This window comes from Streptomyces sp. NPDC046465 (assembly GCF_040646035.1).
Taxonomy (GTDB): Bacteria; Actinomycetota; Actinomycetes; order Streptomycetales; family Streptomycetaceae; genus Streptomyces.
Window position 1 is genome coordinate 1 of record NZ_JBEYZK010000012.1, and the last position, 13,185, is coordinate 13,185.

The 13,185-nt window shown below is 73.5% G+C and carries 12 protein-coding genes; 11 read left to right on the forward strand and 1 reads right to left on the reverse strand.

The features are described from left to right. Positions 1-129: 129 nt before the first annotated feature. Positions 130-1,296, reverse strand: a complete 1,167-nt coding sequence (locus ABZ953_RS19535) for an NADH:flavin oxidoreductase (protein ID WP_361725878.1) — start codon at positions 1,294-1,296, stop codon at positions 130-132. A 130-nt stretch (positions 1,297-1,426) separates the two neighbouring features. Between ABZ953_RS19535 and ABZ953_RS19540 the strand changes: the two genes are divergently transcribed. The 11 genes from ABZ953_RS19540 to ABZ953_RS19590 all read left to right on the forward strand — a co-directional run bounded on the left by ABZ953_RS19540 (position 1,427) and on the right by ABZ953_RS19590 (position 13,182). Continuing rightward, entirely contained in the window at positions 1,427-2,023 is a 597-nt protein-coding gene (locus tag ABZ953_RS19540; RefSeq protein ID WP_361725127.1) for a CGNR zinc finger domain-containing protein, read from the forward strand. A 183-nt stretch (positions 2,024-2,206) separates the two neighbouring features. Further along, positions 2,207-3,076 carry a tryptophan 2,3-dioxygenase family protein gene (locus ABZ953_RS19545; protein ID WP_361725130.1) on the forward strand — a complete coding sequence of 290 codons (870 nt, stop codon included), beginning with the start codon at positions 2,207-2,209 and terminating at the stop codon, positions 3,074-3,076. Continuing rightward, entirely contained in the window at positions 3,069-4,322 is a 1,254-nt protein-coding gene (gene kynU, locus ABZ953_RS19550; protein WP_361725133.1) for a kynureninase, read from the forward strand. Before ABZ953_RS19545 ends, kynU begins: the two co-directional genes overlap by 8 nt. A 185-nt stretch (positions 4,323-4,507) precedes the next feature. Further along, entirely contained in the window at positions 4,508-5,386 is an 879-nt protein-coding gene (locus tag ABZ953_RS19555) for an alpha/beta hydrolase (protein WP_361725136.1), read from the forward strand. Between the two features lie 172 nt (positions 5,387-5,558). Beyond that, a complete protein-coding gene (locus ABZ953_RS19560) occupies positions 5,559-6,512 on the forward strand; it encodes an alpha/beta hydrolase (RefSeq protein WP_361725139.1) in 954 nt (317 codons plus the stop codon). After that, entirely contained in the window at positions 6,505-7,710 is a 1,206-nt protein-coding gene (locus ABZ953_RS19565; protein WP_361725142.1) for an acyltransferase, read from the forward strand. The genes ABZ953_RS19560 and ABZ953_RS19565 overlap by 8 nt, the downstream gene beginning before the upstream one ends. Positions 7,711-7,720: 10 nt before the next feature. Beyond that, positions 7,721-9,091, forward strand: coding sequence for a sensor histidine kinase (locus ABZ953_RS19570; RefSeq protein WP_361725145.1), 1,371 nt, complete (start codon positions 7,721-7,723; stop codon positions 9,089-9,091). Next, the gene (locus ABZ953_RS19575) at positions 9,088-9,762 is read left to right on the forward strand and encodes a response regulator transcription factor (protein ID WP_361725148.1); all 675 of its coding nucleotides are present in this window, start codon (positions 9,088-9,090) and stop codon (positions 9,760-9,762) included. Before ABZ953_RS19570 ends, ABZ953_RS19575 begins: the two co-directional genes overlap by 4 nt. Before the next feature lie 138 nt (positions 9,763-9,900). Then, positions 9,901-11,235: a sensor histidine kinase gene (locus tag ABZ953_RS19580; protein WP_361725881.1), complete on the forward strand. Its 1,335-nt coding sequence runs from the start codon at positions 9,901-9,903 to the stop codon at positions 11,233-11,235. Further along, positions 11,232-11,900 (forward strand): response regulator transcription factor, encoded by a 669-nt coding sequence (locus ABZ953_RS19585; RefSeq protein WP_361725151.1) that lies wholly within the window; start codon positions 11,232-11,234, stop codon positions 11,898-11,900. The genes ABZ953_RS19580 and ABZ953_RS19585 overlap by 4 nt, the downstream gene beginning before the upstream one ends. A gap of 19 nt (positions 11,901-11,919) precedes the next feature. Further along, positions 11,920-13,182, forward strand: coding sequence for a cytochrome P450 (locus tag ABZ953_RS19590; protein ID WP_361725154.1), 1,263 nt, complete (start codon positions 11,920-11,922; stop codon positions 13,180-13,182). Positions 13,183-13,185: the final 3 nt, after the last annotated feature.

The window sequence follows — 13,185 nt, forward strand, 5'->3', positions numbered from 1 at the left end:
GCTCTGCCCCCGGGCCCCCGTTTTTTCGGCCTGGACGGCCTCGTCCTCAAGCGCCGGACGGGCTGAGATCGCCCTGCGGGCTCGTCCTCAAGCGCCGGACGGGCTGAGACTCTCCGGCGCCGGACGAACTCAGATCAGCGTGCGCAGCATGCCCGCGTCGTACGGGGCTGCCTCGTTCAAGCGGCTTGTCAGCGCCTTGTCTGCCCATTCGGGGTCCGCGATCAGGGCGCGGCCCACCGCTATGACGTCGAACTCGTCGCGCTCCATGCGGTCCAGGAGCAGGTCGATGCCGGTCGACGCGCTTTCCTTGGCGAAGCCCTGGGGGCCGATGAACTCCTTGTCGAGGCCGACCGAGCCCACGGACAGCGCGGCCTTTCCTGTGAGCTTCTTGACCCAGCCCGCGAGGTTGAGGTCCGCGCCGTCGAACTCGGGGAGCCAGTAGCGGCGCGTGGAGGCGTGGAAGGCGTCGACGCCTGCCGTCGCCAACGGGGTGAGCAGGGCGTCGAGTTCGGTCGGGTCCGCGGCCAGCTTCGCGTCGAAGGCGTGGTCCTTCCACTGGGAGAGGCGGAAGATCACGGGGAACGTCGGCGAGACCACCGCGCGGACCGCCTCGACGATCTCCGCGGCGAAGCGGGTGCGGGACGCGAGGTCGCCGCCGTAGCCGTCGGTGCGGCGGTTGGTGGTGCCCCAGAGGAACTGGTCGATCAAGTAGCCGTGCGCCCCGTGCAGTTCGATGCCGTCGAAGCCGTTCCGCTCGGCGGCGGCGGCGCTGTCGGCGAAGGCGCCGATCACCGCGTCGATGTCGGCGCCCGTCATCGCGTGGCCCTTGGCGGCGCCGTCCAGGGCGAGGCCGGAGGGGCCCGCGGGGGGCGCGGAGGGTATGGGGCCCTGGCCCTCGTCGCGGGTCGCGCCGACGTGCCAGAGCTGCGGGACGATCCGGCCGCCCGCCGCGTGCACGGTGTCGGCGACCCGGCGCCAGCCCGCGAGCGCGTCCTCGCCGTAGAAGTGCGGGATGCGGTGGCTGCTGCCCGCCGACGCGTGGTCGACGTACGTGCCCTCGGTGATGATCAGGCCGACGCCGCCCGCGGCGCGCCGCGCGTAGTACTCCGCGACGTCCGCGCCGGGTACGCCGTCCGGCGAGAACTCGCGGGTCATGGGCGCCATGGCGATGCGGTTGCGGAGGGTGAGGCCGTTGATGTCGAAGGGGCGGCCGAGGATGTTCGCGGCTCGTGAGGTGGTGTTTTCCGTGGTGTTTTCCGTGGTGTCGTCCACGGTGTTGTCCGTGGTGTCTTCCATGGTTCCCATGCGGTCTCCTGGCGATTCTGCAGCGATTCTGCAGGGCTTCCGGCGCGAACAGAGGCATACGCGTCTGACAGCACTGTAAGCCCTTTACCCATGTCGATGTCGAGGCGGTACGGTGAAGGACATGAACTGGCCCGCGACCGAGCGCCTCCGTCTGACCCCCGCGCCCGGCGGCCTCGCCCTCGTTCAGGAGCTCCTGAACACCGCGCCCGCCGGCCATCCCGACTCCCCCGACTCCGTCGATCTGATCGCCGACGGAGCCCTCGGCCCTGCCCAGGAGTGGGCCGACCTGGCCGTACGGTCCTGGGCGGCGGAGACCGGGCGGGGCGACGTACACCTGGCCCTGACCGCCGGTGACCTGCCGGATCTGCGCTGCCTGCGCGACCAGCTGCGCCGCGCGCTGGCCGCGGACGACCAGGACGGCGAAGCGGTGCGGTTCACGTCCGCGCCGATCGTGGTCGGGCTCTCGGGGGACGGCGCCCTGTCCGTGGAGCCGGAGGGCGCGGGCGCGCGCTGGCTGGCCTCCGCCGTCCTCGCCGAGGGGCTGCTCGCCCAGGCCATGGGCCTCTGGCGGCGGCTGAAGATCTGCCGCAACGAATACTGCGCCGCCGCGTTCTACGACCGCTCCCGCAACAACAGCGGCGTCTGGCACTCGGTGCGCGGCTGCGGGAACGCCGCCCATCTGCGGGCGTGCCGGGAGCGTCGCCGGGCGGTGGGATAGGGGCCGCCCTCGTTGGCCCACTCTTGCGGCCGACAGCAGCATCAAGCTATTGCTGCTGTACGGGGTATCCGAGCCCTTGCCGATTCCGGGAAAGTTGCAGAAGATTCCCGTGGGGACCGGGGCCCCCGTGTCGGTAACGGCAGGGGCGGACCGCTACCCGGAGTACGTATCGAGGAGACAGCGATGTCCCCAGAGACGCCCGAGGCATCCCACGAGGAGCGCGCGTCCACCGAGGTCCCCGAGGCGGAGAGCCCGAACCTCGACTTCGCGGGAACCACCCCGTACGAGGACTACGTCCAGGCGGACGTCCTCACCCACCTGCAGCACCTCCGCTCGGACGACCCCGGCGAGATGGTCTTCCTGGTCACCACCCAGGTCATGGAGCTGTGGTTCACGGTGATCGTCCACGAGTGGGAGACCGCCGCGCACGCCCTGCGCCGCGACGACATCCCCGTGGCGCAGAACGCGCTCAAGCGCAGCCTGCGCGAGCTGGAGGCCCTGAACGCCTCCTGGCACCCGCTCGCCCAGCTCACCCCCGCCCAGTTCAACTCCTACCGCGGTGCGCTCGGCGAGGGGTCCGGCTTCCAGTCCGCGATGTACCGCCGCATGGAGTTCCTGCTCGGCGACAAGTCCGCGTCCATGCTCGTCCCGCACCGGGGCGCGCCGCGCGTCCACGCGGAGCTGGAGAAGGCGCTGCAGGATCCGAGCCTGTACGACGAGGTGCTCAGCCTCCTCGCCCGGCGCGGGTACGCGATACCGGACGCCGTCCTGCAGCGTGACCTCACCAAGAAGTACGATCCTTCGCCCGAGGTCGAGGCCGTCTGGACCGAGCTCTACTCCGGCGACGAGAGCGGCGAACTCGCCCGCCTCGGCGAGACGTTGACGGACGTCGCCGAGCTGGTCTGGCGCTGGCGCAACGACCACCTCGTCGCCACCCGCCGCGCGATGGGCGCCAAGACGGGCACGGGCGGCTCCGCCGGTGTGGCGTGGCTGGAGAAGCGGGCGGCGAAGAACGTGTTCCCCGAGCTGTGGACTGCGAGGAGCCATGTCTGACGCCCGTTCCGGCGCCGTGCCGGACCTCACGACCGTGCCGGACCTCGTGGCCGAGGCGGACCTCACGGCCGAGGCGGCGAAGCTGGACGCCGACGACGGACTGCGGGACAAGCGCGAGCTGTTCGTCCTCGACGAGACCGTCTACCTGGACGGCAACTCCCTGGGCGCGCTGCCCGCGCACGTGCCGGGCCGGGTGGCCGACGTCATCAGCCGTCAGTGGGGCGAGCTGCGCATCCGATCCTGGGACGAGAGCGGCTGGTGGACCGCGCCCGAGCGCATCGGCGACCGCATCGCCCCGCTGGTCGGCGCCGCACCGGGACAGATCGTGGTCGGCGACTCCACCAGCGTGAACGTCTTCAAGGCCGTGGTGGCCGCCGTCCGCATTGCCCGTGCCGCGGACGAGGGGCGCGACGAGATCGTCGTCGACGCCACGACGTTCCCCACGGACGGGTACATCGCCGAGTCGGCGGCCCGCCTCACCGGCTGCCGGATCGTCCCGGTGGCCCCCGGTGACGTGCCGGGCGTCCTCGGCGAGCGCACCGCCGCCGTCCTGCTCAACCACGCGGACTACCGCACCGGGCGCCTGCACGACCTGCCCGGCCTGACGCGGGCCGTGCACGACGCGGGCGCGCTCGTGGTCTGGGACCTCTGCCATACCGCGGGGGCCCTGCCCGTCGGCCTCGACGAGCACGGCGTGGACCTCGCGGTCGGGTGCACCTACAAGTACCTGAACGGGGGCCCGGGTTCGCCCGCCTACCTCTACGTACGCGCGGATCTGCAGCCCCGCTTCGACTCCCCCCTGCCCGGCTGGAACTCGCACGCCGAACCCTTCGGGATGCGGCCCGGGTTCGCGGCGGCGGACGGGGCGGTGCGTGGGCGCGTCGGCACCCCGGACATCCTGTCGATGCTCGCCCTGGAGGCGGCGCTCGACGTCTGGGACGGCGTCGGCGTCGACGCCGTGCGCGCCAAGTCGCTCGCCCTGACCGACTTCTTCCTGCGGTGCGTCGGGGCGTACGTGCCCCAGGGGCGCGTGGAGTCCCTCACTCCGGCCGCGCACGCCGAGCGCGGCAGCCAGGTCGCGCTCCGCTGTGCGGGAGCGGGCGACGTGATGCGCCGTCTCATCGAGCGGGGTGTGGTCGGTGACTACCGGGCGCCTGACGTGCTGCGCTTCGGGTTCACGCCGCTGTACGTCTCCTTCGGCGATGCCGAGAGGGCCGCTCGGGTGCTTGCGGACACGCTGGACTGATAGCGTCCGGCGGATCTTGCCCCCGCGTTTCCGGCTCCCGCGTTTCCGGCTCCCGGAGAACCGGAGAACCGGAGAACCGGAGAACCGGAGAACCGGAGAACCGGAGAACCGGAGAACCGGAGAACCGTAGAACCGGAGAAGCGGGGGCAGTGCCGCCAGCCGCACTGCCGTTGAGAGGTTGCCGCATGCCGGACGACGCCGCCGTGGCCCGCGATGCCGCCGAGGCCGACGCCGCCTTCGCGCATCCCGTCGTGGAGCCGGACACGACCGCCGCATACGGGGAACACCCCGACCAGGTCATCGACTTCTACGCCCCCAAAGGCCCCGCGGGCCGTCCCGCGCCCCTCGTCGTCCTCCTGCACGGCGGCGCGTGGCGGGCGCCCTACGACCGGCACCACATCACCCCGTTCGCGGACTTCCTCGCCCGCCGCGGCTTCGCGGTGGCCAACGTCGAGTACCGCAGGGGCAGTCCGATCCCCGTGCAGGGCGGCACCTCCCCGGTCGCCGGGCGCTGGCCGGAGACCTTCGACGACGTGGCCGCCGCCCTCGACGCGCTGCCCGCGCTCGCCCGCGTCGCCCTGCCCGCCGCCGACCCGCGCCGCACCGTGGTGACCGGGCACTCCGCGGGCGGCCACCTCGCCCTCTGGGCGGCCGCACGGCACGTGCTGCCCGCCGACGCGCCCTGGCACACCGGCCGCCCGGCCCCGCTGCGCGGCGTCGTCGCGCTCGCGCCGATCGCGGACTTCCGCGTCGCCGAGGAGCTGGCCGTCTGCGACGGTGCCCCGTCCCAACTCCTGGGCGGGGCCGCGCGGTTCGAGGAACGGCTGCCGTATGCCGACCCGGCCGCACTGCTCCCGACGGGCATCGCCACGACCGTCGTACAGGGGCGCACGGACATCGTCGTGCCGCAGGCGGTGGCCGAGGCGTACGCCGACGCGGCCGCGAAGTCGGGCGAGGTCGTGGGGCTCACGCTCCTGGAGGACGTGGGGCACTTCCCGCTGATCGACCCGGCGGCGGACGCCTGCGCGGTGGTCGCCGAAGAGATCGCGCAACTGGCGTTCTGACCTGCGGCGACGGGGCGATGGGTCACCCGTGGGGGATACCCGTCATACCTGAGAGCTACCCCGCGGCTGTATACCCCAGCGGGATGTGAGCGACAGAGACTGATCCATAACTTCCCTTCCGTGGAAGCGAGTCGGAGCACCGACCCGCGAAACGGCGGAAGGGACACGCACGATGAAGATCCGGGCCGGACGGCTGCGCCGCACTCTGCTGGCCGCCGGGGTCGCGGCCGCCGTGGTGATTCCGGTGTCGGGCGCCGCCCGCCCCGAGATCCCGGCCCCCGCCCCCGCCTCCCTCGGCCGCGTCACGGCGGCGGCGCTTCCCGCCGCGTATGCCGCGAACCGGGCCAACGCCACCGAGGCGGCGGCCCTCGCCGACGGGTACGGCGCCACGGGACGGGCCGCCGTGCTGCGCGCCATGGCCGCGCCCGACCGGCGGTTCCTCACCTTCGACGGGCGCGGCACGGGCCGCACCGCCGAGGTCTTCGGCGACCTGGCGGCGGCGGACCGCGTCGCCGTCCTGGTGCCGGGCTCCGACACCTCCCTCGACTCGTACGGCAGGCTGCGCTCCGGCGCCCTCGCCCTGCACGCGGCGGCCGGACCCCGCACGGCCGTCGTGGCCTGGCTCGGATACGAGACGCCGGGCACGGTCAGCCCCGCCGTCCTGACGACGGGCCGCGCCGAGGAGGCGGCGCCCGCGCTGCGTTCCTTCGTCGGCGCCCTGCACGGCATCAACGCCGACGCCCGCCTCTCCCTGCTCTGCCACTCGTACGGCTCGGTGGTGTGCGCCGCCGCCGCTTCGGGGCCGCGTGGCCTGGACGTCGCCGACATCGCGCTCTACGGCAGCCCCGGCACCGGCGTCGACACGGCGGGCGACCTGAACACCGGGGCCCGGATCTGGGCGGGCCGCGGCGCCGACGACTGGATCGCCGACGTGCCGCACACCAGCCTCGGCCTCTTCGGCACCGCCGTCGGCTTCGGCACCGACCCCGTCTCCGGCCACTTCGGCGCCCGCGTCTTCGCGGCGGGCGACGGCGGCCACAGCGACTACCTGAAGCCGGGATCCGTACCGCTCGGCAACCTCGCCCGGATCGCGCGCGGCGACGGACCGGAGGTCAGCCATGCGTGAGCGTCTCTCCACACAGCGTCTCTCCACACTGCGCCTCTCCGCCAAGCGCCTCTCCGCACTCGCCCGGCACGTCGACGCCGCCACACCCCCCGGCAGGGACCGCGGCCTCGACGCCCTGCGGGCCCTCGCCATCCTCGGCGTGGTCGGCGGGCACTGGCTGGTCACCGCCCTGGTGTCGGACGGCGGCGTCCTGCGCGCCGCGAGCCCGCTGCGGCACCAGCCGTGGCTCGCGCCCCTCTCCTGGATCTTCCAGACGCTCGCCGTGTTCTTCCTGGTCGGCGGGTACGTGGCGACGAAGAGCCACGCGTCGGCCCGTGCGCACGGCACCGGACGCACCGGATACCGGCCGTGGCTCGCGGCCCGCCTCGGCCGCCTCTTCCGGCCGGTCGCCGCCGTGCTCGCGCTGTGGACGGCCGTCGGCACGGGCCTGGTCCTGTCGGGCGCCGACCCGGACACCGTGCACACGCTGGTCAAGCTGGCGCTCTCGCCCCTGTGGTTCCTGCTGGTCTTCGCCGGGCTCACCGCACTCACGCCCCTGGTGCGGCGGCTCCACCCGCTGTGGCCGCTCGCCGTCGTCCTGCACGTGGACCTCGTACGGTTCGGCCTCGACGGCCCGGCCCGGCTCGGCTGGGTCAACCTGGCGGCGGGCTGGCTCGTGCCGTGGACGCTGGGCGCGGCCTGGGCGCGGGGCGAGCTGACGCGGCGCTCGGGCCGGGTGCTCCTGGTGGGCGGCGCGGCGGCGGCCGCCGGGCTCGTCCTGCTCGCGCGCTACCCCGCCTCGATGGTGGGCGTCCCGGGCGCGGCGGTGTCGAACCTGAACCCGCCCACGCTGGCGGCCGTCGCCTTCGGCCTCGCCCAGTGCGGCCTGGCGATCCTGCTGCGGGAGCCCCTGGCCCGGTGGACGCGCTCCCCCGCGGCGTGGGCGGCGGTGGCGCTGACGAACCTCTCCGCGATGACGATATTCCTCTGGCACCAGACGGCACTGATGGCGGTCACCGCGCTCGGTCTGCTCGCCGACGGCCCGCTGCCCGGACTGCACACGGCGCCGGACGGCTGGGGCTGGGTGCTGGCCCGCCTCGCCTGGCTGCCGGTGTTCGCGGTCGGGCTCGCGGTGTGCTGGGCGGCGTTCGGCACGTACGAGCGGGGCGGCGGGTTCGGGGTCGGGGCCGGGGGAGTGAGGAGGGCGCGGCGTGTCTAGGGTTGATCTTGTGAACGGTGGGGGGAACGGCGGGGGCCGCGGGAGCGGTGACGGGGAGCGGTTCGGCGGGGTCGTCGCCGCGGGCCTCAAGGGCCTGCGCGCAGAGCTGGGGACGGTGGCGGCGATGCGGCTGCCGCCGCTTCGGCGCCCGCGGCTGCTGCGCTGGGCCCCGCACGTCGTGATCGTCTGCATCGCCGTCGGCACGACCGTCGGCAACTTCGACCAGCTGTCGGAGCGCTATCACATCGGGTACACGCACGGCACGTTCCTCGCGCTGCTACAGGGCGGCGCCGTGGTCCTCGCCCTGGTGCGCCCGGTCCCCGCGTGGTGGCTGTCCCTCGCGGCGAGCACCTACGCCGCCGCCGTGGCGAGCCTGCCGACCGGCCACGGGGCCGAACCCTGGCCGTGGGGGCCGCCCGCGCTGATCGCACACGCGACGGTCACACTGCTGCTCGCGCTGCGGCTGCCGCCCCGGGCCGCCTGGGCGGCCTGCGCCCTCGCCGTCGGCGTCCCGCTCCTGTTGCAGCAGTCGAGCAACAAGGGGCCGGGCCCGTACGACACCACCGTGCCCCTCGCGGCGATCGTCTTCGGCGTCCTCACCCTCGTCGGCACGCTGCTGCACGGCCGCCGCGAGACCCGTACCCGGCTCGTCGAGCAGGAGACGCTCACCGCCGAGGAGCGGGCCCGCCGCACCCTCCTGGAGGAGCGCAGCCGCATCGCCCGCGAACTGCACGACGTCGTCGCCCACCACATGTCCGTGATCTCCATCCAGGCCCAGGTCGCCCCGCACCTCGTGAAGGACCCGCCCGACGCGCTCAGGGAGAACCTCGACGGCATCCGCGAGAACGCCCTCGAAGCCCTCACCGAACTGCGCCGCGTCCTCGGCGTCCTGCGCGCGGAGGACCCCGGCACCCCCGGCGCGCCCGAGGCCGCGCCGCAGGCCCCGCTGCCCACCCTCGGCCGCCTGGACGGCCTCCTCGACAACGCGCGCGCGGGCGGTCTGACCGTGCACCGCGAGAACACCGGCGTGCCGCGCCCGCTGCCGCCCGGCGTGGACCTGTCGGCGTACCGCATCGTGCAGGAGGCGCTCAGCAACGCGATGCGGCACGCGCCGGGCTCGACGGTGCGGATCGAGCTCGCGTACGCGCGCGGCGGCCTTCGCGTCCGCGTCACCGACTCCGGCGCCCGCTCGAAGGCGCCGCCCTCGCCCGGCGCGGGCCACGGTCTGCTCGGCATGCGCGAGCGGGCCGCGATGCTGGGCGGCGACCTCGCCACCGGCCCCACCCCGGACGGCGGCTACGAGGTCTCCGCCTTCCTGCCCGCGAACGCCGCTGACGCCAATAGCGCCACCAACGCCACCGACAGAGAGAGCCGACCATGACGATCCGCGTGCTGATCGCCGACGACCAGATCATGGTCAGACAGGGCTTCTCCGTCCTGCTCGACGCGGAGCCGGACATCGAGGTGACCGGCCAGGCCGTCGACGGCGCGGACGCGGTGGCCCAGGTCGCCGAGCTCGCGCCGGACGTGGTCCTGATGGACATCCGCATGCCCGAGCTGAGCGGCATCGAGGCCACCCGCCGCATCACGGCCGCACAGCCCGATGTGCGCGTCCTGGTCCTGACCACCTTCGACCTCGACGAGTACGTGTACGAGGCGCTGCGCGCGGGCGCCTCCGGCTTCCTCCTGAAGGACGCCTCCGCGCACCAGCTCGCCGAGGCCGTCCGCGTGGTGGCCGCGGGCGACGCGCTGCTCGCGCCCGGCATCACCCGGCGCCTCATCGCCGAGTTCTCCCGCATGGACGGCGCCCCGCGCGGCCCCCTCAGGTCCCGGGTGGGCGAGCTCACCGAACGCGAGACGGAGGTCCTCGCCCTGATCGCGCGGGGCCTGTCGAACGCGGAGATCGCGGCCCGCCTGGTCGTCGCCGAGCAGACCGTGAAGACCCACGTGGGCCGCATCCTGGTGAAGCTGGGCCTGCGCGACCGCACCCAGGCGGCGGTGTTCGCGTACGAGTCGGGCGTGGTCCGCCCCGGAAAGCCGTCCGGCGATTGAGGCCCGGGGCCCGGGGCAGAGCCCCGAATCCTTGACCGGCACGGGCGACGAGTAGTACTCGGGACGGACCCCCCAGAACCCCTCTTGCTATGGACGCCCCCGCGCCGGAGCCCCCGTACCGTCGTAGACGTGACCGAGATGACTGATCCGCTCAAGGCCAGAGGCCAGAGAAGCCCCGAATACCGTCTGGTGGTGGGCGTCGTCGGCGGCCTGCGCGACGCGCTGTTCCACCGGGCCTTCGACTACCGCCCGCTGCGGCCGGGCAGCCCGGACGGACCGCTGAGGAGCCGCCTGCCGCGGCGGATACGGCCGTACGCGGTCTGGTCCCGGCACGCCCTCGTGGTGTCCGCCGCCCTGATCACCGTGTTCCTCGCCTTCGGGACGGGCCACAACAGCAACTACATCGCGTACGCGCTGACCGGTCTCATCCCCGGGGTCGCGGTCCTGATGACGCTGGCCAGGCCGGTCGGCGCCTTCTGGATCGCGCTGCTCTCCACGCCCTTCACGGGTGCGCTCGGGGACAGCTGGGACGGCTGGCCGTGGGCGCCCGCCGCCTTCTTCGCGCACATCGTGGTGATGGTCGTGGTGGCGGCCAGGACGGGGCCGCGCACCGCCGGATGGATGTGGATCGCGACGGCGGCGTTCGCCCTCGTCATCGAGCTGTTCCTGGGCGGCGGCTCCTTCAGCGACAGCCCGCAGATGCTGTTCTTCTCCGCGCTCGCGCTCCTTGTCACCACCGTGGTGCACGTGCGCCGCGAGGCGCAGCGCGAGGTCACCGTGCAGCGCACCGTCACCGCCATCGAGCGCGACAAGCGCACCCTCCTGGAGGAGCGCACCACCATCGCCCGCGAACTGCACGACGTCGTCGCCCACCACATGTCGGTGGTCGCGATCCAGGCGGAGGCCGCGCCCTACCGCGTGGAGAACCCGCCGCCCGAGCTGGAGCAGGCGTTCGTGACGATCCGCGAGAACGCGGTGTCCGCGCTCACCGAACTGCGCCGTGTGCTCGGCGTCGTACGGGCGGAGGACTACGAGGCGCCGGACGCCCCGCAGCCCACGCTCGCCGACCTCGACCGGCTCCTGGACAACGTGCGCGACGCGGGCCTGACCGTCGACAAGGTGGTCACCGGGGCGGCCCGTGAACTGCCGCAGGGCGTGGAGCTCTCGGCGTACCGCATCGTGCAGGAGGCGCTGAGCAACAGTCTGCGGCACGCGCCGGGCGCCGCGGCCCGCGTCGAGGTCGGCTACGTCCTCGGCGGCCTCGGCCTGCGCATCGTGAACGGCCCCGCGACCGGCCTGGTCAAGCCGTCGCCGGGCGCAGGGCACGGCATCACCGGCATGCGGGAACGCGTCGCGATGCTCAACGGCGAGATGACGGCGGAGCAGGCGGCCGACGGCGGTTACGAGGTCACGGTCTTCCTGCCGGTGCCGCTCGCGGACCGGCTCGACCCGGCGGCGGAGGACCTCGCATGACGATCCGCGTCCTGATCGCGGACGACCAGATGATGGTCCGCGAAGGCTTCTCCGTCCTCCTCAACGCCATGCCCGACATCGAGGTCGTCGGCGAGGCCGTCAACGGCCGCGAGGCGGTGCGGCGCGTCCGCGAGCTCGCCCCCGACGTCGTCCTGATGGACATCCGCATGCCCGAGATGAACGGCATCGAGGCGACCCGCGAGATCATCGCGTCCGACGGCGAATCCAAGGTGCTCGTCCTGACCACCTTCGACCTCGACGAGTACGTCTACCAGGCACTGCGCGCGGGCGCCTCCGGTTTCCTCCTCAAGGACGCGTCCGCACGCCAACTGGCGGACGGTGTCAAGGTGGTGGCGTCCGGCGAGGCGCTGCTCGCGCCCACGGTGACGCGCCGCCTCATCACGGAGTTCTCGAAGCTCGCGGAGACGCCGAGGCTCTCGGCGACCGTCCAGGCCCAGCAGTACGGCGAACTCACCGAACGCGAGACGGAGGTCCTCGTCCTCATCGCGCAGGGCCTCTCGAACGCGGAGATCGCCTCCCGGCTCGTGGTCGCCGAATCCACCATCAAGACCCATGTCAGCCGGGTCCTGGTGAAGCTGGGGCTGCGGGACCGCACCCAGGCGGCGGTGTTCGCGTACGAGGCGAGGCTGGTCACGCCGGGGTGAACGGGTCTAGCGTCCCTTCATGGACGCAGCGACCGAAGCGACCGACGCGACCGAAGCGACCGAAGCGACCGACGCGGTCGGGGCCTTCGCCCCCTCGTCACCGGAGTTCCTGGCCGACCCCTACCCGGCGTACGCGCGGCTGCGCGAGGCGGGCCGCGTCCACTACCACCCGCCCACCGACCAGTGGCTGGTCCCGCACCACGCGGACGTCGCGGCCCTGCTCCGCGACCGGCGCCTCGGCCGCACCTATCTGCACCGCTTCACGCACGAGGAGTTCGGGCGCAGGCCCCCGCCGCCCGGACACGAGCCGTTCCACGTCCTCAATGACAACGGCATGCTCGACCTCGAAGCGCCCACGCACACCCGCATCCGGCGCCTGGTGTCGAAGGCGTTCACCCCGCGCACGGTCGAGCGGCTCCGGCCGTACGTCGAGGGCTTGGCGGACCGGCTGGTGCGCGACCTGGTGGCGGACGGCGGCGGGGACCTCGCGGCGCGCGTCGCCGAGCCGCTCCCCGTCGCGGTCATCGCCGAGATGCTGGGCGTCCCGGAGAGCGACAGGCCGCTGCTCCGCCCCTGGTCGGCGGCGATCTGCGGCATGTACGAGCTGAACCCGCCCGAGGAGACGGCCGTGCGGGCGGTCCGGGCGTCCCTCGAATTCACCGCCTACCTGCGGGAGCTGATCGCGGTCCGGCGCGAGAAACCGGGCGGCGACCTGATCTCGGGCCTGATCGCGGCGTACGAGGACGGGGAGACGCTCAGCGAGCAGGAGATGATCTCGACGTGCGTGCTCCTCCTGAACGCGGGCCACGAGGCGACGGTGAACGCCACGGTCAACGGCTGGTACGCGCTGTTCCGCCACCCCGCGCAGCTGGCCGCCCTGCGCGCGGACCCCGGGGGCCTCGTCCCCACCGCCGTCGAGGAGCTGATGCGCTACGACACCCCGCTGCAGCTCTTCGAGCGCTGGGTCCTCGACGACATCGAGATCGGCGGCGTGACCATCCCGCGCGGCGCGGAGCTCGCGCTCCTCTTCGGCGCGGCCAACCACGACCCCGCGGTCTTCGCCCGCCCCGCCGACCTCGACCTGGCCCGCCGCGACAACCCCCACATCTCCTTCAGCGCGGGCCTCCACTACTGCATCGGCGCCCCCTTGGCCCGCATGGAACTGTCCGCATCGCTGCGGGCACTGCTCCACAGGGCCCCGCACCTCACCCTCGCCTCGCCCCCGCCCCGCAGGCCGAACTTCGTGATCCGCGGCCTTGAGGAGCTGCTGGTCGAGGTCTGAGCC

Excerpts from the sequence above, each read along its gene's own strand:
- ABZ953_RS19560 (WP_361725139.1), top strand. The coding sequence starts at position 5,559 with ATGAAGATCCGGGCCGGACGGCTGCGCCGCACTCTGCTGGCCGCCGGG.
- ABZ953_RS19555 (WP_361725136.1), top strand. The coding sequence starts at position 4,508 with ATGCCGGACGACGCCGCCGTGGCCCGCGATGCCGCCGAGGCCGACGCC.
- ABZ953_RS19590 (WP_361725154.1), top strand. The coding sequence starts at position 11,920 with ATGGACGCAGCGACCGAAGCGACCGACGCGACCGAAGCGACCGAAGCG.
- ABZ953_RS19575 (WP_361725148.1), top strand. The coding sequence starts at position 9,088 with ATGACGATCCGCGTGCTGATCGCCGACGACCAGATCATGGTCAGACAG.
- ABZ953_RS19545 (WP_361725130.1), top strand. The coding sequence starts at position 2,207 with ATGTCCCCAGAGACGCCCGAGGCATCCCACGAGGAGCGCGCGTCCACC.
- ABZ953_RS19535 (WP_361725878.1), bottom strand. The coding sequence starts at position 1,296 with ATGGAAGACACCACGGACAACACCGTGGACGACACCACGGAAAACACC.
- ABZ953_RS19580 (WP_361725881.1), top strand. The coding sequence starts at position 9,901 with ATGACTGATCCGCTCAAGGCCAGAGGCCAGAGAAGCCCCGAATACCGT.
- ABZ953_RS19585 (WP_361725151.1), top strand. The coding sequence starts at position 11,232 with ATGACGATCCGCGTCCTGATCGCGGACGACCAGATGATGGTCCGCGAA.
- ABZ953_RS19565 (WP_361725142.1), top strand. The coding sequence starts at position 6,505 with ATGCGTGAGCGTCTCTCCACACAGCGTCTCTCCACACTGCGCCTCTCC.
- ABZ953_RS19540 (WP_361725127.1), top strand. The coding sequence starts at position 1,427 with ATGAACTGGCCCGCGACCGAGCGCCTCCGTCTGACCCCCGCGCCCGGC.
- kynU (WP_361725133.1), top strand. The coding sequence starts at position 3,069 with ATGTCTGACGCCCGTTCCGGCGCCGTGCCGGACCTCACGACCGTGCCG.